Below are 20,132 nucleotides of genomic sequence, written 5' to 3'. Positions count from 1 at the left end.
AAACGCTCGGCGTACAGGCGGACATGGCGAAGTGCCCGAACTGCTCTAATCCGCTTCACTGGGACGCCCAGCAGTGCCCCAGGTGTCAAGCGGTTCTCAGCCTCACAGCCCATTGGCACGCCGTGCCTGAAACGGCCGAGGAGCGCGCTTCCCTGGAGCGCAAGCTCGGGCGCGAGCTCTCGGCGCAAGATGATCCTTGGCTGAATGCTGCCAAAAGCAAGACGACCTACCCTTTCCTGGCCGGGTTCGGTCGTGCACTGAAGGCTCAGTTCTTGATCCTGGCCGTCATCGGCATGCTCTTTGCGCTTGGCGCCCCATTCGGCATCAGTTTCATGATTGCGATGGTGTACATCGTCCTGGTCCAGGAACTGGAGGTAGTAGGCAACCCCTTCATGTTGATTCTGGGGCTCATGCTGGGCGTCGCGGTCGTCAATGGGTGCCTGGCCAAGCTGGCGAGCCGCGCGCCACCAACATCGACATCGCCGAACTGATCAGCCCAGCGCATTGGCCGCCTGGACCGCGGCCACGCAGGCGTCATGGCAGCGCTTGCATTCGGCGTGGTGCTCCGCATGCGGCTTGCAGGCCTCGATGCAGGCCTGCATTGCCGCCACCGAGGTCTTGGCCAGCGCACCCAGGTAGGCCGACTGCAGCGTGGCAGCGCGCAGCGTGGCGCCGCAGGTCAGCTCGGTGTCCAGCGCGGTGCGCAGGCAGGCGCCCAGTGACTTGTCGCCCTGGGCCAGCAGCACCTGGCAGTGGGCGATGCAGGCGTTGGCGGCGGCCACGCAGGCCTGGTAGGCGGAGACGAAGCCGGCTGGGGCCGGTTGGCCCTTGGGGGCCGCTGGCGCGCACAAGGGTGCGGCGTTGCATCGAGTGGGCTCCTTCAGTGGTGGGAGCTTGCCGCGGCGCGGGGTATCTGCACCCACACCATGACCTCCTGCTCGCCTGCGCGCTCGAAGCGCAGCACCAGCGAAAAGCGCTGCCCATTCACCAGCGGCGCCTTCAGGCCCTGCAGCAGCAGGCGCAACTCGCCGTCGTGCTTCAGTGACAGGTCGGCGCCAGCGGGCAGATCCAGGGCCTGAATGGTCTGCCCGCGCCGCTGAAGCAGCACCGACGCGGCCACGGGCGTGCGGGCGCCGAGCAGGCGATCGGCCTGGGCGCCGCGGTTGTGCAGCCGGCGCAATTGCACCTGGCCCTGGTCCTGGCCGGCGGCGCTGAGAAGGGCGTAGGGATGCTCGATCAGCAGGTCGCCAGCGCGCGTGCCGTGGGCCTGGGCCGGCAAGCCGGCCAGGCAACCGAGCAGCAGGGCGATGGGGCGGCGGCGCATCGTCCGATGATCGCAGACCCGGCCCGGCCGCTCAGAAGTCCATCGTCCAGCCCACCGCCAGCGCACGGCGCGGCACCAGCTGCAGGCCGTTGACCTGCTGGTAGACCGGCAGCTGCAGGTAGGCGTACAGCGTGGCCTGCGGGCCGACCGCCAGCGTCAGGCCGGGGCTGAAGTCAACCGTGGTCGAGCCCGACAGATCGGGCTCGGCTTCGGCGCCGCTGTCGCGGCCACGGCGACGGGCATTGAGCTGCACCACGCTGCCCAGTGTGGGCGAGAAGGCGTGCGACCAGCCCAGCGCGGCCTCGATCCGCTGACCGGGCTTGAAGTCGCGGTGGGCGGCCAGCGCGCCGCTCCAGCTGGCCTGGCCGAAGAGCGCGTCGGTCGGGCCCATGGCGCGGCGCCACGCTCCGCCCAGCACCACATCGGTGGTGCCGGTGCCGGGCTGCAGCGCGCGCTCGGCGCGGTCGCCGTTGGCATTGGCCACGGTGCTGCTGCCGGTGGGCAGCTTCAGGCCGCCGAAGAAAGCCCACGAGGTGTCGGCATCCGCGGTGGTGAACTGCCGCCGGGCCACCAACTGCACATCGCCCAGGCGGGTGAAGCGCCAGCGCTCGTCGGCGGCCAGCGCGCCGGTGTCCTCGTCGAACAGGGTGTGCAGGTGGTCGCGGCGCAGCAGCGGCACGCGCAGCGCAAAGGACCAGTCGGCGTCCGGCGCATAGCCGATGGTGGTGATCAGGCTGGTGTTGCGGGTGTGGCGCTCCAGCGCTTCCTCGTTGGTCACATCGGCGGGCGCCACCGTGGTGGTGCCCTCGCGCAGGCGGTCCTGGGTCAGCGACTCCAGGCGCAGGTCCAGGCTCCATCCGGTGTGGGCGCCGGTGGCGGACTGGGCAAAGCGGTCGGTCATCAGGCTGCAGCTGGTCGAGCCGCAGGAGGCGTGGGACAGGGCGGGGGCCAGCGCGGCGACAGACAGCGCAGCCGCCACGGCAACATGAAGATGCATGGTGTGGGATCCGGTTCGTGGGACGGGAACGGGCACCCGGCCAGCGGGTGCGGCACGCGCCCACAGGCGTGGGCAGCGGCCAGACGGGGTCAGCGCGCCGGGGCGCGCCCATCGTTCAGGCCCGGGGCGGAGGCCCCCGGGTCAGCGCCTGCGCCCATGGCCGCCTCAGCACGACGGACACCGGCGGCTCAGCCGGCCTGTCCTGCCGGAGCGTGGGCAACGCCAGCGCCAGTGGTCCGGACACCGGCATGGCCGGCGTGTGCGCCTGCAGCGAGCACCAGGGGCAATGGCCGGCACCCGACGCGGCGCCGTGCCCGGACGATGAACCGTCGTCCAGCGGCACCGTCATCGTGCCCATCACGCTGCAGACCTGCAGCATCTCGGCAGGGGTGCCGGTGGGCACGCGGTCCGCGAACGCCGGCGCCAGGGCCGCCCACAGGAGCGCCAGCGCGGCGGTCCAGGCGGCCCAGCGGTGGCGGCGGCGTCCGGTCATGCGGCGCATTCTAGGAACAGCCGAGGCGGCAAACTTGATACTTGTCTGGTGACGCCAGCAGCGGCCCTCACTCGCCGTCCACCGCCGGCAGCTCGCCCAGCAGCGCGATCACCTCGTCCAGCGTGGCGTAGAAGCGCTCGGTGAACTCGGGGCCGATGTGGTCCTCGATGCGCTGGTAGATGGCCTCGATCTGCGGTGCCAGCTCGGCCGCCAGCGCGCGCGCCTTGGGCGTGAGGGTCACGGTCACCCGGCGCGCGTCCTGCGCCTGGCGTTCACGGGTGAGCAGTCCCAGGTCGTCCATGCGCGCCAGCATCCCGGTGGTGGCGGGGCTGGAGAAGCGGCAGACGGCGCCGATCTCGCGCGGCTCCATCGGCCCGCGCTCCAGCAGCGCGCGGATGATGCGCCACTGCTGCTCGGTCACGCCGTGGGCGTTGAGGATGGGCCGGAACTGGCCGATCACGCCCTCGCGCGCATGCAGCAGCAGCAGCGGCAGGTTGCGGTGGCGAAAGCCCGCGGCCCGCGCCGCCTGGTCGCGCTTCGATCGGGGAAGGCCCTTGGTTGACATGCTCACATCTTAGCGAATACATTGCTCATGTGTGAGTGAATTTCTGCCCTGGTCTGTCCGATGAACCTGACCCCGCTGCCTGCCTCGTTCGCCGTGGCGCCCTGGCGCCTGAGCGGCGTCGTCTATGGCGCCCTGGTAAACCACGCGCCGCAGCTGGCGGCGCTGGGTGAGGCCGTCCACGCGGCGCCCTACAAGGCGCCGCCAGCGCATCCGGTGCTGCAGGTGCGGCCGCGCCACACGCTGTGCGGGCCGGACTCGGTGGTGGCGGTGCCGGCTGCGGTGGAGGTGGGGGCGTCGCTGGGCATCGTCATCGGCCGCACCGCCTGCCGCGTGTCGGTGGACGACGCGCCCGGCGTGATCGCCGGCTATGCGGTGGTGGCCGAACTGGGCCTGCCGCTCGACAGCCATTACCGGCCGGCGGTGCGCTTCAAGGCGCGCGACGGCTTCACCGTGGTCGGCCCGGTGGTGCCGGCCAGCGAAGTCGACGACCCTGACGCGCTGGCCTTGCAGGTGCTGGTGGGCGGCGTGCTGCGCCACGCCGGCCACACCGGCCAGCGCGTGCGCGGCGTGGCCGAACTGATCGCCGCGGTGACCGAGTTCATGACGCTGCAGCCCGGCGACCTGCTGCTGCTGGGCGCTGACACGCCGGCACCGCTGGCACGCGCGGGCGATTCGGTGGCGGTGGGCATCGAGGCGCTGGGCACCATGTCGTTCTCGCTGTGCGAGGAACGCAACGTCCCCGCCAGCGCCGACGAGCGCCCGGCCACCGACGGCACCGACTTGCCGCCGCGCGGCGCGGTGGCACGGGTGGCCTACGCCGGTGCGGTGCACGTCGCGAAGCCGCACCCGCACGGCCTGCAACTGGCCGACGGCCGCGTGCTGGCCGAAGACCAGGTGCAGTGGCTGCCCCCGTTCGAGGTGGGCACGATCCTGGCGCTGGGCCTGAACTACGCCGACCACCTGAAGGAACTCAGCAAGGAGCTGACCGTCAGCGCCAAGGACGAGCCGCTGGTCTTCCTGAAGGGGCCCGGCGCGCTGCTGGGCCACCGCGGCGTCACGCGCCGCCCGGCCGGCGTGCAGTTCATGCACTATGAGTGCGAGCTGGCGGTGGTGATCGGTCGCATGGCGCGCCACGTGGCCGCGCAGGACGCGATGGCCCATGTGGCCGGCTACACCGTCTGCAACGACTACGCGATCCGCGACTATCTCGAGAACTGGTACCGGCCCAACCTGCGCGTCAAGAACCGCGACGGCGCCACCGTGCTGGGCCCCTGGTTCGTGCCGGCGGCCGACGTGCCCGACCCGCACGCGCTGGCGCTGCGCACCCGGGTCAATGGCCAGCTCGTGCAGCAGGGCAGCACCGCGAACATGGTCAACACCATCCCGGCGTTGATCGAGTACCTGAGCAGCTTCATGACGCTGCAGGCCGGCGACGTCATCCTCACCGGCACGCCCGAGGGCGTCGTCAACGTCAACGAGGGCGACGAGGTCGTCTGCGAGATCGACGGCATCGGCCGCCAGGTCAACACGATCGTCGGCGACGGCGTGTTCGGCCGCTGACACCCACCAGAGACTGTCCATGCGCATTGACCACCTCATCAACGGCCAGCCGGTTGGCGGCCGCCAGTACTTCGAGACCGTCAACCCCGCCACCCAGCAGGTGCTGGCCGAGGTGGCCGCCGGTGGCGCCGCCGAGGTGGACGCCGCGGTGCAGGCCGCGAAGGCGGCCTTCCCGGCCTGGGCCGGCCTGCCGGCGCCCGAGCGGGCGAAGAAGATCCGCGCGCTGGGTGACCTGATCACGAAGCACGTGCCCGACCTGGCCCGCACCGAGACCCAGGACACCGGCCAGAGCATCAGCCAGACAGGCAAGCAACTGGTGCCCCGCGCCGCCGACAACTTCCACTACTTCGCCGAGATGTGCGTGCGCGTGGACGGCCACACCTACCCCACGCCCACGCACCTGAACTACACGCTGTTCCACCCGGTGGGCGTGTGCGCGCTGATCAGCCCCTGGAACGTGCCCTTCATGACCGCCACGTGGAAGGTCGCACCCTGCCTGGCCTTCGGCAACACCGCGGTGCTGAAGATGAGCGAGCTCAGCCCGATGACCGCGGCGCGCCTGGGCGAGCTGGCGCTGGAGGCCGGCATTCCGGCGGGCGTGCTGAACATCGTGCACGGCTATGGCCGGGACGCCGGCGAGCCGCTGTGCGCCCACCCCGACGTGCGGGCGATCAGCTTCACGGGCTCCACCGCCACCGGGAACCGCATCGTGCAGGCGGCGGGCCTGAAGAAGTTCAGCATGGAACTGGGCGGCAAGAGCCCCTTCGTGGTGTTTGCCGACGCCGACCTGGACCGCGCGCTGGACGCCGCGGTGTTCATGATCTTCAGCAACAACGGCGAGCGCTGCACCGCCGGCAGCCGCATCCTGGTGCAAAAGAGCATCTACGCGGACTTCGCCGCGAAGTTTGCCGAGCGCGCCAGGCGCATCACCGTGGGCGACCCGCTGGACGAGGCCACCCTCATCGGCCCGATGATCTCCCCGGGCCATCTGGCCAAGGTGCGCCACTACATCGAACTGGGTCCGAAGGAGGGCGCCACGCTGCTGTGCGGCGGCCTGGACGCGCCGGAGCTGCCGGCCCACCTGGCCCAAGGCAATTTCGTGAAGCCCACGGTCTTCGCCGATGTGGACAACCGGATGAAGATCGCCCAGGACGAGATCTTCGGCCCGGTCGCCTGCCTGATCGCGTTCGAGGACGAGGCCGACGCCATCGCAATCGCCAACGACACCGCCTACGGCCTGTCCAGCTACGTCTGGACCGAGAACCTGGGCCGGGCGCACCGAGTGGCCGCGGCCATCGAGGCCGGCATGTGCTTCGTCAACAGCCAGAACGTGCGCGACCTGCGACAGCCCTTCGGCGGCACCAAGGCCAGCGGCACCGGCCGCGAGGGTGGCACCTGGAGCTACGAGGTCTTCCTGGAGCCCAAGAACGTGGCGGTGTCGCTGGGCTCGCACCACATTCCGCATTGGGGGGTCTGACGGCTTTCACTGCTGCGGTGGTGGCCGGGCGGGGAGCTGGGGTGCTTGGCTGCGCTCATGTCCCCCGGACCCGGCTGGGCCGGGTCCTCCTCCTTGACTTCGCTCCGCCAAGCACCCCAGCCCCCCCGCCATCCACCGAAGTGCCCCGCGATGCAGTCAGACCACGATGGAACAGGCAGCGGCAGGTGGCCGCTGGAGCGAAGTCAAGGAGGAGGGCGGGTCGAAGACCGGCCCGGGGGACATGAGCGGAAGCGGCCACCTGTCGCTGCCGTACGCGCCAGCCGCTGCCGTTGACGTTCTTTGCCGAACCAGGAGATACACCATGGGCACACTCGCTCTTGTCGGAAAAATCACCCACGTCCCGTCGATGTACCTCTCGGAGCTGGACGGCCCCCGCAAGGGCACGCGCCAGGACGCGATCGACGGCCACATCGAGATCGGCCGGCGCTGCCGTGCACTGGGCGTGGACACCATCGTGGTGTTCGACACCCACTGGCTGGTCAACGCCAACTACCACCTGAACTGCGCGCCGCACTTCCAGGGCACCTACACCAGCAACGAGCTGCCGCACTTCATCAAGAACCTGCCCTTCGAGTGCCCCGGCAACCCCGAGCTGGGTCGGCTGATGGCGAAGGTGGCCACCGAGATGGGCGTCGAGACCCTGGCCCACGCCGAGACCACGCTGGACCCGGAATACGGCACCCTGGTGCCGATGCGCTACATGAACGCCGACCAGCACTTCAAGGTGATCTCGGTGTCGGCGCTGTGCACCGTGCACTACCTCAACGATTCGGCGCGCCTGGGCTGGGCCCTGCGCAAGGCCGTGGAAGACCACTATGACGGCACCGTGGCCTTCCTGGCCAGCGGCAGCTTGAGCCACCGCTTCGCGCAGAACGGCCTGGCGCCGGAGTACGCGTTCAAGATCTGGAGCCCCTTCCTGGAACAACTGGACCGGCGGGTGGTCGAGATGTGGCAGCAGGGCCAGTGGGCCGACTTCTGCGCCATGCTGCCCGAGTACGCCAGCAAGGGCCATGGCGAAGGCTTCATGCACGACACCGCGATGATGCTGGGCGCGCTGGGCTGGAGCGAGTATGCCGGCCCCGCCGAGATCATCACACCCTACTTCGGCGCCAGCGGCACCGGCCAGATCAACGCGCAGTTCCCGGTGACGCCCGTCAGCGGCCGCGCGATTCCGGCGGCCCAGGCCTCGGCGGCGGATGGCTACACCGCGATCAGCACCCGCCTGTGAGGACCCCGACATGCCCCACCTGGTGATCCTCTACACCCCCGACCTGGACCGCCCCGTGGGCCAGGGTGGCAGCGACATGACGGCGCTGTGCCGCGCGCTGGCCGACACCATGCTGGCCGCACGCGATGAAGCCGGTTTGGCGGTCTTCCCCCCTGGCGGCGTGCGCGTGCTGGCCTACCCGGCGGCGCACAGCGCGGTGGCCGACGGTCGCGGGGACTACGGCTTCGTCTACCTGAACCTGCGCATGGGCCGCGGCCGCAGCGCTGCGGTGCATGCGGCGGTGGGCCAGGCGCTGGAGGCCACGGCCCAGGCCCACTTCGCGCCGCTGCTGGCCACCCGGCCGATCGGCGTGACGCTGCAGATCGACGAAGGCCCCGAGGTCTTCGACGCCAAGAACAGCTCGCTGCACCCCTTGTTCCGAAAGCCTTGAACCATGCTTGACGACACCACCATCGCCCAGCTCGCCGCCGAACTGCAGACCTCCGAGCAGACCCGTGTGCCGGTGGAGCACTTCAGCAAGCGCTTCCCCGGCATGACGATCGAGGACGGCTACCGCGTCAGCCGCGCCTGGGTGGCGGCGCAGATCGCCGGTGGCGCGCGCGTGATCGGCCACAAGATCGGCCTGACCAGCCGCGCGATGCAGATCAGCAGCCAGATCACCGAGCCCGACTACGGCACACTGCTGGACCACATGCTCTACCGCTGCGAGGGCGAGGCGCTGCTCGACATCCCGCTGAACCGCTTCATCGCCCCGCGTGTGGAGGTGGAGCTGGCCTTCATCCTGAAGGCGCCGCTGCAGGGGCCCGACGTGACGGTGGAACAGGTGCTGGACGCGACCGAGTTCATCACCCCGGCGATCGAGATCATTGATGCCCGCATCGAGCAGTTCGACCGCCACACCAAGGCGATGCGCAAGGTCTTCGACACGATCAGCGACAACGCCGCCAACGCCGGCATCGTGCTGGGCGGCCAGCGCGTCGGCGCGCGCGCGGTGGACCGCGCCTGGTGCGGCGCCATCCTGCGCCAGAACGGCGTGGTCGAGGAAACCGGCCTGGCCGCCGGCGTGCAGGGCGACCCGGCCATCGGCATCGCCTGGCTGGCCAACAAGCTGGCGCCCTGGGGCGAGACGCTGCAGCCGGGCCACATCGTGCTGGCCGGCTCGTTCACGCGGCCGGTGGCGGCGAAGGCGGGCGACCGGTTCGAGGCGGACTACGGTCCGCTGGGGCGCCTGAACTTCCGCTTTGTCTGAAGGGCTGACGATGACTGCATTTCCCCGTCCCGAGCGTTTCAGTGAGGCCGAGTGGGCGGCCCGCGTGAAGCTGGCCGCCTGCTACCGCATCTTCGCCCACCTGGGCTGGGCCGAGCTGATCTACAACCACATTTCGCTGCGTGTGCCAGGGCCGGATCCTCACTTCCTCATCAACCCCTTCGGCCTGCACTACACCGAGGTCACCGCCAGCAACCTGGTCAAGGTGGACATCGACGGGCACATCGTGGGCCACAGCGACTGGCCGATCAACCCGGCCGGCTTCACCTTCCACGGTGCGATCCACGCCACGCTGCCCGACGCGCACTGCGTGATGCACGTGCACACCACGCCGACGATGGCGGTGTGCTGCCTGCAGGACGGGCTGTCCTTCACCAACTTCTATGCGGCGCAGCTGTACGGCCAGGTGGCGTACCACGACTTCGAAGGCATCACCGTGCACCTCGAGGAGGGCGCACGCATCCTGGCCTCCAGCCAGGGCAAGCCGGTGCTGCTGCTGCGCAACCACGGGCCGGTGGTGATCGGCCCCACGCTGGCGCAGGCCTTCAACCGGATGTGGCTGGTGCAGCGCGCCTGCGAGGTGCAGATGGCGTCACAGCCGATGGGGGCGCTGCAGCCGATCAGCGAGGCCGCGCTGCAGGCCTGCGTGCGAGACTCGCTGAACTTCAACCCGAATTTCGGGGCCGGTGAGGACAGCTTCGCTGCGATGCAGCGCCTGATCGACCGCATCGACCCCGGCTACCGCGCATGAGTCTTCCACTGCACAGGGTCTGCGTCGTCGGTGTCGGCGCCATCGGGGGCGTGTTCGCGGCCTGGCTGGGCTCGCGCCTGCCGGCCGGACAGATCGCGCTGAGCGCGCTGGCACGCGGCCAGACGCTGCGCACGCTGCAGGCCGACGGTCTGTGCTGGGTCGATGGCGATGGCGGCGAGCGGTGCATCACCCTGGCCGCCAGCGATGACGCTGCCGCGCTGGGCCCGCAGGACCTGGTGATCGTCTCTGTCAAGGGGCCGGCCATGCCCGCGGTGGCCGAGCAGATCCGCCCGCTGCTGGCCGCCCACACGGTGTTGCTGGTGGCGATGAACGGCGTGCCCTGGTGGTTCTTCGACGGCCTGGGCGGCGAGTGCGCGGGTCTGCAATTGCAGACGGTGGACCCGGGCGGCCGCACCGCCGCCGCGCTGCCCACCGCGCAGGTGCTGGGCTGCGTGGTGCATGTCAGCGCTGCAGCGCCGCGGCCAGGCCGCATCGAGCGCATCAAGAACAACCAGTTGATCATCGGCGAGCCGGCCGGCGGCCTCAGCCCGCGGGTGCAGGCGGTGGCGTCGCTGCTGGAGGCCGCCGGCTTCGCGGTCAAACAGACGCCGCGCATCCAGCAGGAGATCTGGTTCAAGCTGTGGGGCAACATGACGATGAACCCGGTCTCGGCGCTGACCGGCGCGCCCTGTGACCGCATCCTGGACGATCCGCTGGTGCGCAGCTTCTGCAGTGCGGTGATGACCGAGGCCCAGGCGATCGGCGCGCGCATCGGCTGCGGCATCGACCAGCAGCCCGAGGACCGCCACGCGATCACCCGCAGCCTGGGTTCGTTCAAGACCTCGATGCTGCAGGACGTGGAAGCCGGCCGACCGATCGAGCTGGACGCGCTGGTCGGCACGGTGCGCGAAATCGGCCAGCACCTGGGCCTGGCCACGCCGAACATGGATGCGCTGCTGGGCCTGACCCGGCTGATGGCCCGCGAGAGGGGCCTCTACCCGAAGGACACCGCATGATGCAGATCCCCGCCAACCACTTCCGCAACGCGCTGCGCGAGGGCCGCGCCCAGATCGGCTGCTGGGTGGGTTTCGCCGACCCGAATGTCGCCGAGGCGCTGGCCACCTGCGGCTACGACTGGCTGCTGCTCGATGGCGAGCACGCGCCGAACGACCCGCGCACGGTGCTGGCCCAGCTGCGGGCGATGGCGCCTTACCCCACGCAGGCCATCGTGCGGCCGGTGATCGGCGATGTGGCGCTGATCAAGCAGTACCTGGACGTGGGCGCGCAGACGCTGCTGGTGCCGATGGTCGACACCCCCGAGCAGGCGGCGCTGCTGGTGCAGGCGATGCGCTACCCGCCCGAAGGCATCCGGGGCATGGGCGCGGCGCTGGCGCGGGCCTCGCGCTGGAACCAGGTCGAGCAGTATGTGCACCGCGCCAACGACGAGATGTGCCTGCTGGTGCAGGCCGAAACGGTCACCGCGGTGCGGCACCTGGCGGCGATCGCCGGGACGCCCGGTGTCGACGGCGTCTTCTTCGGCCCGGCCGACCTGTCGGCCAGCATGGGCTACCGCGGCCAGCCCGGCCACCCCGAGGTGCAGCGGGTGATCCAGGAGGGCATCGCCACCGTGCGCGCGGCCGGCAAGGCGCCGGGCATCCTGGCCACCGACCCGACACTGGCGCAGCAGTACCTGGACGCCGGGGCGCTGTTCGTGGCCGTCGGTCTGGACACGGCGATGCTGGTCAAGGCCGCCAGCGAGATGGCGCGGCGCTTCAAGGCGGCGCCCGCGGCGCCGGCCGCCGGCTACTGAGCCGGCAGCGGGATCACATACCCGCTGAGCGTGCCCTGGGTGCGGTCGAAGCGGCGGCCGCTGGCCTTGACCGATTCCACCAGCAGCGTGATCGCGCCCCGGCAGGCCGGCCCGGCATGCTTGAAAACCACCTGTCCGGCGGCGTCGGTGCGGCCCGAGACCGCGGTGCTCAGGTCGTAATCGTCCAGGTAGCGTGCCTGCACGCGGACGTTGGGCAACGCCGCGCCGTTCTCGTCGACCACGCTCAGCGTGGCGCTGACCTTGTTCTTCGCCTTGGGCGTGCAGCTGCCCGGGGCATTCGGGTCGTTGATGAAGCGGCCGACCATCGTGAGCGTCTGCACCTTGGCGCAGCCGCTGGTGCAGGCGGCCGCGGGCACCAGGCGCACCAGGCGTGCGGCGCGGCCGATGCCCACCTGGGCCAGGACACTGTCACCCACGTGGTCCGCGGCGCGCAGGACGCTGCTGCCGGGGTAGGCCACCGACAGGCGCGCGCTGAGGCTGTCGGCCAGACCATCGGGTCCGGCGGCGAACAGACCGGCACCGCGCACGGTGGCGCTGATGCCGCCCGCGGCATCGATGCGGCCCACGCCCCAGTTGGACGTGCTGGTGCTGTTGGACAGCGGCGAGAGCTGCTGCCACTGGCCCAGTCCGGCGCGCCAGCGGAACAGATACCGTGGTGCCGAGCCGGTGGTGTCGCCCAGGAAGCCGCCCAGGTCACCTTGATCATTGATGCGGAACTCCCAGCCGTTCGGCCCGCGGAAGCCCGGGGGCGGTGCCGGCAGCGCGGTGGTGCTGGCAGGCTGGTCCAGGGTGTAGTGCAGCGTGTTGGTGATCACCCGGCCACCGGGGCTGATGCCGCGTGGCGGGTCACTCGGCCCGCCCAGCGTGGCCAGGTCGACCAGGCCCCCGGTCGAGGTCCAGACAAACGCCTTCTGGCTGATGAATGGTGTGATCGACCAACCCACGACCCGGCCGCTGTCGTCGATGCCGGTGGCCACGGACTGCGTGGTTCCGGGCAGGGCCCCCAGGTCCTGGCGCTGGTAGCTCGTACCGTCGAACACCCAGCGTGAGGCGGCGAAGTTCACGTTGAAGTCGGTGACCGTGCCAACCACTGATCCGTCCGCGCCCAGGGCGTGGGGATCGGCGATGCGCCCGACGGGCGCACCCAGCACCAGGCGCTGGCCGGCGCGCCAGACCGAGGTCTCGAACACCGGGGCGCAATTGGCGGGGTTGCCGCAGGGCCAGACCTGGCGGGTGCCCAGCACCTGGCCGGCGCCGTTCATGGCCTGGCCGCTGGCGGCGGTGTCGATGAACTCGATCGCCAGCGTCTGCGCGTGGGTCAGGGGGGAGAGGACGAGGCTGCCGAGGATCAGCAGACCCGATGACAGCGTCGGGGCAGGGCGAGCGGGCATGGCGCACTCCATCAAAGTGAATGAGGGGCGAGCGCCCTGCCCGCACTCGTCGGCACCATCTTAGGGCATCACCGGCGCCGGCCGGTCACACCCCCCTTGAACGAAGGCTCAGACCGTCATGCCGCCCGAGACCTCCAGCACCGCGCCGTTGACGTAGCTGGCCTCGTCGCTGGCCAGAAAGGCATAGGCGTTGGCGATCTCGTCGGCGTGCCCCAGGCGCTTGAGGGGCACCTGTTCGCGCATGTGGTCGAGCACCTTGTCGGGCATGCTGGCCAGGATGGGGGTCTCGATGAAGCCCGGCGCCACCGCGTTGACGCGCACGCCCTTGGGCCCCAGTTCGCGGCTCCAGGTCTTGGTGAAGCCGATCACGCCGAACTTGCTGGCGGCGTAGTTCGTCTGGCCGAAGTTGCCATAGATCCCGACCACGCTGGAGGCATTGAGGATCACGCCGGCGCGCTGGTCCACCATGGTGTCGACCACCGCCTGCGCGCAGTGGAAGACGCCGCGCAGGTTGACGTCGATCACCGCGTCGAACTGCGCCAGCGTCATCTTCTGCAGCCGCGCGTCCTGGGTGATGCCGGCGTTGTTGACCAGCACGTCGATGCGGCCGAACTGCGTTTTCACCGCGGCCACCATGGCATCGACCTGGGCGCGGTCGGTGACGTTGACCACGAAGCCGGCGGCCTGCGCGCCCAGACGACGGCACTCGGCCACGGCCTCGTCCACCGCAGCGGCCTTCATGTCGCAGACGATGACGGTGGCGCCCTCGCGGGCGAACTTCAGTGCGGTGGCCAGGCCAATGCCCTGGGCGGCGCCGGTGATGATGCTGACCTTGTCCTTCAGACGCATGGTGGGTGACTTCTTCTTCAGAGGTTCAGGAAACGGGTGAGGTGGGGCAGGTCCTGGTCGTAGTCGGACAGCGCGTGGTCGCTGCCCTCCAGCAGGCGGATGGAGCAGCCGGCGTAGCGGGCGTGCATCTCGCGCCAGTCCAGCACCTCGTCGCCCTTGGCGATGACGACGAAGTAGCGCTCGGGGTGGGTGATGGCAGCGGGGGCGATCGCGCGCAGCTCGTCCATGTGTTCCAGCCGCACCTCGACGACCTGCGAGGGGTCGTGCCAGGCGGGCTGCTCGCCCAGGTACTTGACCAGGTCGCGCGCCGGGTCGACCGCGGGGTTGAGCAGCACGGCGCGGCAACCGGTGCGCTCGGCCACCGCGGTGGCGTAGAAGCCGCCCAGCGAGCTGCCGATCACCGCCATGCGCCCGGTCGGCCAAGCGGCGATGCCGTCCATCACCAGTTGCAGCGCCTCGGCGGGCGAGCCGGGCAGCTGCGGGCACCACCAGTGCAGGTCGGGCCGGTGGGCCTGCACCCAGGCGTGGGTCATGCGCGCCTTGGTTGACAGCGGCGAGGACCTGAAACCGTGCAGGTAGAGGATGTGGCTGATCGGCGGCACGTCGGCCTGCCTCAGGCCTTGGCGGCCAGCGCGGCCAGCAGCTTGGCGTGGATGCCGCCGAAGCCGCCGTTGCTCATGCACAGCACCTGGTCGCCCGGGCGCGCGGCCTTGACGATGGCCGCCACCATCTTGTCGATCGAGTCCAGCACCACGGCCTGTTCGCCCATCGGCGCCAGTGCCTCGGCGGCGTCCCAGCCCAGGTTGCCGCTGTGGCAGAAGGACAGGTCGGCCTCTTCCAGCGCCCAGGGCAGCTGGGCCTTCATCGTGCCCAGCTTCATGGTGTTGCTGCGCGGCTCGAAAGCGGCCAGGATGCGCGCCGCCCCCACTTTGCGACGCAGGCCGTTGACGGTGGTGCGGATCGCGGTAGGGTGGTGGGCGAAGTCGTCGTAGACGGTGACGCCGGCGGCCTCGCCGCGCTTCTCCAGACGGCGCTTGACGTTCTGGAACGTGGCCAGGCCGGCCGCCGCCACCTCGGGCGCCACGCCCACATGCTCGGCCGCGGCGATCGTGGCCAGGGCGTTGAGCTGGTTGTGCTCGCCCAGCAGCGCCCAGTCGACACGGGCCACCTTCATCGCGCCGCGCAGCACATCGAAGGCATGCGGCTCGCCGCGGGCGCGCAGCGCGCCCGGCTCTTCCTTCATCGGGCCGAAGCGCACCACCTCGCTCCAGCAGCCGCGCGCCAGCACACGCTGCAGCGATTCTTCACGGGCGTTCACCACCAGCCGGCCGCTGGCCGGCACGGTGCGCACCAGGTGGTGGAACTGGGTCTCGATCGCGGCCAGGTCGGCAAAGATGTCGGCGTGGTCGAACTCCAGGTTGTTCAGCACCGCGGTGCGCGGCCGGTAGTGCACGAACTTGCTGCGTTTGTCGAAGAAGGCGGTGTCGTACTCGTCGGCCTCGATGGCGAAGTACCGGCCGCCGCCCAGCCGCGCACTGATGCCGAAGTTCTGCGGCACGCCGCCGACCAGGAAGCCCGGCTGAAGCCCGGCGTGCTCCAGCACCCAGGCCAGCATCGAGGTGGTGGTGGTCTTGCCGTGGGTGCCCGCCACCGCCAGCACATGGCGACCCTGCAGCACGTTCTCGGCCAGCCACTGCGGGCCGCTGGTGTAGGGGGCACCCGCGTCGAGGATGGCCTCCATCAGCGGGTTGCCGCGGGTGACCACGTTGCCCACGACGAAGACATCGGGCTTCAGCGCCAGCTGGTCGGCGCCGAAGCCGTCGATCAGGTCGATGCCGAGTGCGCGCAGCTGGTCGCTCATCGGCGGGTAGACGTTGGCGTCGCAGCCGGTGACGGTGTGGCCGGCCTCGCGCGCCAGCGCGGCAATGCCGCCCATGAAGGTGCCGCAGATGCCGAGGATGTGGATGTGCATGGGGAAAAGCCGCGCCGCGGGGCGGCGCGCGGGTCAGACGGAGAGGGTTTGCATCCCGGCCCATTCGTCGCCCGGGGCGAGGCGGGCGGGTTGGCGGATCAGCGCGGCTTCGACGCACAGCATGTGGCGCCAGTCCTCGTCGGGCATGTCGCTGAGCTGCTGCACGCCGTCGTCGCCGGGGTTCCAGACCACGACGTCCTCGAAGCCGCTCATGCCGATGTGCAGGCGCCGGCCCAGCTCGCGCAGCACCAGCGGCTGCGTGGCGCTGTGGTAGATGCGGTCGATCGCACCGACGAAGGTCAGCACATCGCCCCACTGCTGGCCGTCGGTCTTCAGCAGGAAGTCTTCATAGGAGCGGCCCTGCAGGCCTTCGAGCTGGGCGCGCAGCAGTTCATTGCAGCGCAGGTAGGTGTGCAGTGCCGCGGTGAACTCGAAGGGGGTTTCGCCGGTGTTGGTAATGGCCAGCTCGATCTCCAGCGTGTGGCCGCCCACCACCACGGTCAGCTCGGCCTCGAAGCCCTGCTTCCAGTGCACCCGCGTGGCGATGTCGTCGGTGAAGCGCAGCACGCCGATCGCGGCACCGCCGCGACGCACCGACTCCACCGGCTGCCAGGGGCGGGTGCGCACCAGGCCGTGGCGCGGCAGCGGGCCGCGCTCATTGAACTGCGGGAAGATCACCGGCACGCCGCCGCGCACCGACGCCCCCAGACCGTACTTCGCGGCGGGCGACAGGTAGAGCTGCTCCTCGCCACCGGCCGGGATCCACGACACCAGGTGGGCGCCATGCACCAGCACCGTGGCCTGGGCGCCATCGGGGGCGCGCAGTTGCAGCGCTGGCTGCCCCTGGAACTCGCTCAGGGCGACAGTGGGCGCGTTCATTCGGCCTTCAGCACCTCGGCAGCAGCCGCCACGGTGGCGGCGATGTCGGCGTCGGTGTGGGCGGCGCTGACGAAGCCGGCTTCGTACAGGGCCGGCGCCAGGTAGACGCCACGGTCGAGCATGCCGTGGAAGAAGCGGTTGAAGCGCTCCTTGTCGGTGGCCATCACCACGTTGTAGTTCTGCGGCAGCGCATGGGTGAAGAAGAAGCCGAACATGCCGCCTTCGCTGTCGCCCACGAAGGGCACGCCAGCGGCCTGCGCGGCCTGGGTCAGGCCGGCCACCAGCGCCTGGGTCTTCGCGCCCAGCGCCTCATAGAAGCCGGGCTTGGCGATTTCCTTCAGCGTGGCCAGGCCGCAGGCGGTGGCCACCGGGTTGCCGCTGAGCGTGCCGGCCTGGTAGACCGGGCCCAGCGGCGCCAGCTGCTGCATGATCTGGCGGGTGGTGCCGAAGGCCGCCAGCGGCATGCCGCCGCCGATCACCTTGCCGAACACGCTGATGTCGGGCCGGAAGCCGGGGATGAGCTTGGCGTAGACGCTTTGCGCCGAACCCAGCGCGACCCGGAACCCCGTCATCACCTCGTCGAACACGAACAGCGCGCCATGCTGGTCGCACAGCTCGCGGATGCGCTTGACGAAGGGCACCTGGGCGCGCACGAAGTTCATGTTGCCGGCGATCGGCTCGATCATCACGCAGGCGATCTCGTGGCCCTGGGTTTTGAAGGCCTCCTCGATCTGCTCGAGGTTGTTGTACTCCAGCACCAGCGTGTGCTGCACCACCTCGGCCGGCACGCCGGCGCTGGTGGGGTGGCCGAAGGTGGCCAGGCCCGAGCCGGCCTTGACCAGCAGGGCGTCGGCGTGGCCGTGGTAGCAGCCCTCGAACTTGATGATCTTGCTGCGGCCGGTGGCGCCGCGGGCCAGGCGGATCGCGCTCATGCCGGCCTCGGTGCCCGAGCTGACCAGGCGCACCTGCTCGATGCTGGGCACGTGGCGGATGATCTCCTCGGCCAGCTCCACCTCGCGCTCGGTGGGCGCGCCGAAGCTGAAGCCGTCGCGCGCGGCCTGCATCACCGCCTCCAGCACGGCCGGGTGGCCATGGCCCAGGATCATCGGGCCCCAGGAGCCGATGTAATCGACGTAACGCTTTCCTTCGGCGTCCCACATGAAGGCGCCCTCGGCGCGGGCGATGAAGCGCGGCGTGCCGCCAACGGCGCGGAAGGCACGCACCGGCGAGTTGACGCCGCCAGGGATGGACTGCTGCGCGCGTTCGAACAGCTGGGCATTAGTGGACACGGCGCGAGCCTCCGGGGGGAATCGGTTGATCGGGGTTGTTGAAATCGTCAGGCCCGGCGGCCCCGGGCTCCTCGCCCTCTTCGCCTTCCGGGGGCAGGGCCCAGAAGAAGCGGTCGGGCACCACATGGCCCATGCCGGGGCGGAAGCCCGCGTCCAGGCTCTGGTCGAGGAACTGCAGCGCCTCGCCGGTGGCGGCCTGGACCTCGGAGCCCACCGCCAGCAGCGCGGCCATCGAGGCCGACAGCGTGTCGCCGGCACCGACGAAGGAGACCTCGAAGAGCTCGAACTTCTCGCCGGTCAGCGCGCCCTGGGCCGAGGCCAGCACGTTGTCGATGAACTGCGGCTGGCCCTTGGCCGCCGGCAGCAGGATGCCGGTGACCAGCACGAAGCGGGTGCCGTGCTCGGCCGCCGCCACCGCCAGCTCGCGCGCCGAGGCCGGCCGCTCGTTGTCCCATTCGGGCAGCAGGAAGTCGGTCAGGGTCTGGTGGCTGCCCACCAGCACCTCGGTGGCGGGCAGGATCAGCTCGCGGAAGGCGTCGAGGTAGCTCTGACGCTGATCCTCGTCGTCCATCCAGGACAGGTTGGGCAGGTAGGAGACCAGCGGCAGCTCGGCGTAGTCGGACAGGATTTCGGCCACCGCGCTGATGTTCTCGGCGCTGCCCAGGAAGCCCACCTTGAAGCCGGAGACGCTGGCGTCCTCCAGCAGGTGGCGGGCCTGCTCGACGATGGCGTCGCCGTCGATGGTGTGCTGGTCGAAGATCTCGGCGGTGTCGCGCACCAGCAGCGTGGCCACCACCGGCAGCGCGTGGGCGCCCATCGCGGCCATGGTGGCGACATCGCCACCCACGCCGCCGGCGCCGCTGGCGTCGTTGGCGTTGAAGCACATCACGCAGGCGGGCGGGGGTGACTCGGCCAGGGGGTCGACGGCCGGGGCGGCGTCGTCGGGGGAATGTTCGGTGGTCATCGGTCAGGCCCGTCGGAGGGGGGCGCAGGGTCGGCGACCGGGGGCTCGGGCCGGGCGCTGGAAAACTACGGAAAAGCTTGAGCTATGTTGCGTATGTGCCGACGAGCCCTTGATTTTTCCTCAGGCGTCGTCGCTATACTCCGCACGATTGTAGTGAGTGACTCCACCACCGTGAGCGAAACCAGAACCTGGATGTGCCTGATCTGCGGCTGGATCTATGACGAAGCCGCCGGTGACCCGGAGCACGGCATCGCTGCCGGCACGGCCTGGGCCGACGTTCCGATGAACTGGACCTGCCCGGAGTGCGGCGCTCGCAAGGAAGATTTCGAGATGGTCCAGATCTGAGCGGTCGGCTGACCCGAGGATCCGGGCCGGAACACGGCGGCACCGATCGCCACATGTCGTTAGGGGGCACGAGGTGAGTGAAGCGCAGACGAGCGGGCCCGCGTCAGGCACGCCCCGGGTGCTGGTCATCGATGACAGCAACACCATCCGTCGCAGCGCGGAGATCTTCCTGCGCCAGGGCGGCTACGAGGTCCTGCTGGCCGAGGACGGCTTCGAGGCGCTGGCCAAGGTCAACGACACCGAGCCCGACCTGATCTTCTGCGACATCCTGATGCCGCGCCTGGATGGCTACCAGACCTGCGCGATCATCAAGCGCAACCCCCGTTTCTCGGCCGTGCCGGTCGTCATGCTGTCCTCGCGGGATGGTGTGTTCGACAAGGCGCGCGGCCGCATGGTCGGCTCGGACGAGTACCTGACCAAACCCTTCACCAAGGAGCAGCTGCTGCGCGCCGTGGCGCAGTTCTGCCCGCAGCCGGGGTAAACAACGATGTCGTGGGACGATACGCAGCAATTCGAAGACACCCAAGCGGCCGAGACCTGGCCGAGGACAACGCCCATGGCCATCCAGCACATCCTCCTGGTGGACGACTCGAAGACCGAGTTGCACTACCTCTCCGACCTGCTCACCAAGCGCGGCTTCACCGTGGCCACCGCCGAGGGCGGCGACGAGGCGATGCGGCGCCTGCACGAACAGCGCCCCGACCTGATCCTGATGGACGTGGTGATGCCCGGCACCAACGGCTTCCAGCTCACCCGCACCATCACCCGCGACCCGCGCTACGCCGGCATCCCGGTGATCATGTGCACCAGCAAGGGCCAGGACACCGACCGCGTCTGGGGCATGCGCCAGGGCGCACGCGACTACATCGTCAAGCCGGTCGACCCGAACGATCTGATGGCCAAGATCGAGGCCCTGGGCTGATCGCCAG

Annotated in this window: 24 protein-coding genes and 1 pseudogene; 13 read left to right on the top strand and 12 right to left on the bottom strand. The window is 70.1% G+C overall.

The window, feature by feature from the left end; genetic code table 11:
• The first annotated feature begins 122 nt into the window (after positions 1-122).
• Entirely contained in the window at positions 123-491 is a 369-nt protein-coding gene (locus tag KAK03_RS08415; protein ID WP_210853305.1) for a hypothetical protein, read from the top strand.
• Here the strand turns inward: KAK03_RS08415 and KAK03_RS08410 are convergent, their stop codons facing one another.
• The 5 genes from KAK03_RS08410 to hpaR all read right to left on the bottom strand — a co-directional run bounded on the left by KAK03_RS08410 (position 492) and on the right by hpaR (position 3,379).
• The gene (locus KAK03_RS08410; RefSeq protein WP_510601347.1) at positions 492-923 is read right to left on the bottom strand and encodes a four-helix bundle copper-binding protein; all 432 of its coding nucleotides are present in this window, start codon (positions 921-923) and stop codon (positions 492-494) included.
• The gene (locus KAK03_RS08405) at positions 881-1,324 is read right to left on the bottom strand and encodes a copper chaperone PCu(A)C (protein WP_210853301.1); all 444 of its coding nucleotides are present in this window, start codon (positions 1,322-1,324) and stop codon (positions 881-883) included. Before KAK03_RS08405 ends, KAK03_RS08410 begins: the two co-directional genes overlap by 43 nt.
• Before the next feature lie 31 nt (positions 1,325-1,355).
• Positions 1,356-2,321, bottom strand: a complete 966-nt coding sequence (locus KAK03_RS08400) for a hypothetical protein (protein WP_210853299.1) — start codon at positions 2,319-2,321, stop codon at positions 1,356-1,358.
• Positions 2,322-2,436: 115 nt separating this feature from the next.
• Positions 2,437-2,814, bottom strand: coding sequence for a DUF2946 family protein (locus KAK03_RS08395; protein WP_210853297.1), 378 nt, complete (start codon positions 2,812-2,814; stop codon positions 2,437-2,439).
• Between the two features lie 67 nt (positions 2,815-2,881).
• Entirely contained in the window at positions 2,882-3,379 is a 498-nt protein-coding gene (gene hpaR / locus KAK03_RS08390; RefSeq protein ID WP_210853295.1) for a homoprotocatechuate degradation operon regulator HpaR, read from the bottom strand.
• 60 nt (positions 3,380-3,439) lie between these two features.
• On the opposite strand from hpaR, the pseudogene KAK03_RS08385 reads away from it, so the two are divergent.
• From KAK03_RS08385 to hpaI, 9 genes and pseudogenes are all read left to right on the top strand, one after another.
• Positions 3,440-4,078 (top strand): annotated as a pseudogene (locus KAK03_RS08385) (fumarylacetoacetate hydrolase family protein); the annotation flags it as partial.
• Positions 4,079-4,177: 99 nt separating this feature from the next.
• Positions 4,178-4,939: a fumarylacetoacetate hydrolase family protein gene (locus KAK03_RS08380; RefSeq protein ID WP_310738531.1), complete on the top strand. Its 762-nt coding sequence runs from the start codon at positions 4,178-4,180 to the stop codon at positions 4,937-4,939.
• Positions 4,940-4,958: 19 nt separating this feature from the next.
• Positions 4,959-6,416, top strand: a complete 1,458-nt coding sequence (gene hpaE, locus KAK03_RS08375; protein ID WP_210853293.1) for a 5-carboxymethyl-2-hydroxymuconate semialdehyde dehydrogenase — start codon at positions 4,959-4,961, stop codon at positions 6,414-6,416.
• Positions 6,417-6,738: 322 nt separating this feature from the next.
• Positions 6,739-7,665 (top strand): 3,4-dihydroxyphenylacetate 2,3-dioxygenase, encoded by a 927-nt coding sequence (gene hpaD / locus KAK03_RS08370; protein WP_210853291.1) that lies wholly within the window; start codon positions 6,739-6,741, stop codon positions 7,663-7,665.
• A 10-nt stretch (positions 7,666-7,675) separates the two neighbouring features.
• Positions 7,676-8,095: a 5-carboxymethyl-2-hydroxymuconate Delta-isomerase gene (locus tag KAK03_RS08365; protein ID WP_210853289.1), complete on the top strand. Its 420-nt coding sequence runs from the start codon at positions 7,676-7,678 to the stop codon at positions 8,093-8,095.
• A 3-nt stretch (positions 8,096-8,098) separates the two neighbouring features.
• On the top strand, positions 8,099-8,914 hold the full coding sequence (hpaH, locus tag KAK03_RS08360) for a 2-oxo-hept-4-ene-1,7-dioate hydratase (protein ID WP_210853287.1): 816 nt from the start codon (positions 8,099-8,101) through the stop codon (positions 8,912-8,914).
• 10 nt (positions 8,915-8,924) lie between these two features.
• Positions 8,925-9,683 (top strand): class II aldolase/adducin family protein, encoded by a 759-nt coding sequence (locus KAK03_RS08355; protein ID WP_210853284.1) that lies wholly within the window; start codon positions 8,925-8,927, stop codon positions 9,681-9,683.
• Positions 9,684-9,691: 8 nt separating this feature from the next.
• Positions 9,692-10,699 carry a 2-dehydropantoate 2-reductase gene (locus KAK03_RS08350; protein ID WP_210853519.1) on the top strand — a complete coding sequence of 336 codons (1,008 nt, stop codon included), beginning with the start codon at positions 9,692-9,694 and terminating at the stop codon, positions 10,697-10,699.
• Positions 10,699-11,493, top strand: a complete 795-nt coding sequence (gene hpaI / locus KAK03_RS08345) for a 4-hydroxy-2-oxoheptanedioate aldolase (RefSeq protein ID WP_210853517.1) — start codon at positions 10,699-10,701, stop codon at positions 11,491-11,493. Before KAK03_RS08350 ends, hpaI begins: the two co-directional genes overlap by 1 nt.
• Here hpaI and KAK03_RS08340 read toward each other — a convergent pair.
• From KAK03_RS08340 to thiD, 7 genes are all read right to left on the bottom strand, one after another.
• Positions 11,487-12,905 (bottom strand): hypothetical protein, encoded by a 1,419-nt coding sequence (locus KAK03_RS08340; RefSeq protein WP_210853281.1) that lies wholly within the window; start codon positions 12,903-12,905, stop codon positions 11,487-11,489. The two genes, hpaI and KAK03_RS08340, sit on opposite strands and share 7 nt — an antisense overlap.
• A 108-nt stretch (positions 12,906-13,013) precedes the next feature.
• Positions 13,014-13,754, bottom strand: coding sequence for a 3-oxoacyl-[acyl-carrier-protein] reductase (fabG, locus tag KAK03_RS08335; RefSeq protein ID WP_210853279.1), 741 nt, complete (start codon positions 13,752-13,754; stop codon positions 13,014-13,016).
• 17 nt (positions 13,755-13,771) lie between these two features.
• Complete coding sequence (locus KAK03_RS08330; protein ID WP_210853277.1) at positions 13,772-14,356, bottom strand: YqiA/YcfP family alpha/beta fold hydrolase; 585 nt, start codon at positions 14,354-14,356, stop codon at positions 13,772-13,774.
• 11 nt (positions 14,357-14,367) lie between these two features.
• Entirely contained in the window at positions 14,368-15,726 is a 1,359-nt protein-coding gene (mpl, locus tag KAK03_RS08325; protein WP_210853275.1) for a UDP-N-acetylmuramate:L-alanyl-gamma-D-glutamyl-meso-diaminopimelate ligase, read from the bottom strand.
• A gap of 33 nt (positions 15,727-15,759) precedes the next feature.
• A complete protein-coding gene (locus KAK03_RS08320; RefSeq protein WP_210853273.1) occupies positions 15,760-16,605 on the bottom strand; it encodes a D-hexose-6-phosphate mutarotase in 846 nt (281 codons plus the stop codon).
• Complete coding sequence (gene hemL, locus KAK03_RS08315; RefSeq protein WP_310738510.1) at positions 16,602-17,894, bottom strand: glutamate-1-semialdehyde 2,1-aminomutase; 1,293 nt, start codon at positions 17,892-17,894, stop codon at positions 16,602-16,604. The genes KAK03_RS08320 and hemL overlap by 4 nt, the downstream gene beginning before the upstream one ends.
• On the bottom strand, positions 17,884-18,858 hold the full coding sequence (thiD, locus tag KAK03_RS08310; protein WP_375140973.1) for a bifunctional hydroxymethylpyrimidine kinase/phosphomethylpyrimidine kinase: 975 nt from the start codon (positions 18,856-18,858) through the stop codon (positions 17,884-17,886). The genes hemL and thiD overlap by 11 nt, the downstream gene beginning before the upstream one ends.
• 192 nt (positions 18,859-19,050) lie before the next feature.
• Between thiD and KAK03_RS08305 the strand changes: the two genes are divergently transcribed.
• From KAK03_RS08305 to KAK03_RS08295, 3 genes are all read left to right on the top strand, one after another.
• Entirely contained in the window at positions 19,051-19,203 is a 153-nt protein-coding gene (locus tag KAK03_RS08305) for a rubredoxin (protein ID WP_210802892.1), read from the top strand.
• 73 nt (positions 19,204-19,276) lie between these two features.
• Positions 19,277-19,684 (top strand): response regulator, encoded by a 408-nt coding sequence (locus KAK03_RS08300; RefSeq protein ID WP_210853269.1) that lies wholly within the window; start codon positions 19,277-19,279, stop codon positions 19,682-19,684.
• A 75-nt stretch (positions 19,685-19,759) separates the two neighbouring features.
• Positions 19,760-20,125, top strand: a complete 366-nt coding sequence (locus KAK03_RS08295) for a response regulator (RefSeq protein WP_210853267.1) — start codon at positions 19,760-19,762, stop codon at positions 20,123-20,125.
• Positions 20,126-20,132 lie beyond the last annotated feature (7 nt).

It is taken from the genome of Ideonella alba (assembly GCF_018069845.1).
In the GTDB taxonomy this organism is placed as follows: domain Bacteria; phylum Pseudomonadota; class Gammaproteobacteria; order Burkholderiales; family Burkholderiaceae_C; genus Ideonella; species Ideonella alba.
The sequence above is the reverse complement of the archived record's forward strand: the minus strand, read 5'-3'. Positions and strand labels throughout refer to the sequence as shown.

Coding starts and splice junctions, on each gene's coding strand:
- hpaH (WP_210853287.1), top strand. CDS start 8,099: ATGCTTGACGACACCACCATCGCCCAGCTCGCCGCCGAACTGCAGACC.
- hpaD (WP_210853291.1), top strand. CDS start 6,739: ATGGGCACACTCGCTCTTGTCGGAAAAATCACCCACGTCCCGTCGATG.
- KAK03_RS08295 (WP_210853267.1), top strand. CDS start 19,760: ATGGCCATCCAGCACATCCTCCTGGTGGACGACTCGAAGACCGAGTTG.
- KAK03_RS08305 (WP_210802892.1), top strand. CDS start 19,051: ATGTGCCTGATCTGCGGCTGGATCTATGACGAAGCCGCCGGTGACCCG.
- mpl (WP_210853275.1), bottom strand. CDS start 15,726: ATGCACATCCACATCCTCGGCATCTGCGGCACCTTCATGGGCGGCATT.
- hpaR (WP_210853295.1), bottom strand. CDS start 3,379: ATGTCAACCAAGGGCCTTCCCCGATCGAAGCGCGACCAGGCGGCGCGG.
- thiD (WP_375140973.1), bottom strand. CDS start 18,858: ATGACCACCGAACATTCCCCCGACGACGCCGCCCCGGCCGTCGACCCC.
- hpaE (WP_210853293.1), top strand. CDS start 4,959: ATGCGCATTGACCACCTCATCAACGGCCAGCCGGTTGGCGGCCGCCAG.
- hpaI (WP_210853517.1), top strand. CDS start 10,699: ATGCAGATCCCCGCCAACCACTTCCGCAACGCGCTGCGCGAGGGCCGC.
- KAK03_RS08340 (WP_210853281.1), bottom strand. CDS start 12,905: ATGCCCGCTCGCCCTGCCCCGACGCTGTCATCGGGTCTGCTGATCCTC.
- KAK03_RS08320 (WP_210853273.1), bottom strand. CDS start 16,605: ATGAACGCGCCCACTGTCGCCCTGAGCGAGTTCCAGGGGCAGCCAGCG.
- KAK03_RS08400 (WP_210853299.1), bottom strand. CDS start 2,321: ATGCATCTTCATGTTGCCGTGGCGGCTGCGCTGTCTGTCGCCGCGCTG.
- KAK03_RS08405 (WP_210853301.1), bottom strand. CDS start 1,324: ATGCGCCGCCGCCCCATCGCCCTGCTGCTCGGTTGCCTGGCCGGCTTG.
- fabG (WP_210853279.1), bottom strand. CDS start 13,754: ATGCGTCTGAAGGACAAGGTCAGCATCATCACCGGCGCCGCCCAGGGC.
- KAK03_RS08365 (WP_210853289.1), top strand. CDS start 7,676: ATGCCCCACCTGGTGATCCTCTACACCCCCGACCTGGACCGCCCCGTG.
- KAK03_RS08395 (WP_210853297.1), bottom strand. CDS start 2,814: ATGACCGGACGCCGCCGCCACCGCTGGGCCGCCTGGACCGCCGCGCTG.
- KAK03_RS08355 (WP_210853284.1), top strand. CDS start 8,925: ATGACTGCATTTCCCCGTCCCGAGCGTTTCAGTGAGGCCGAGTGGGCG.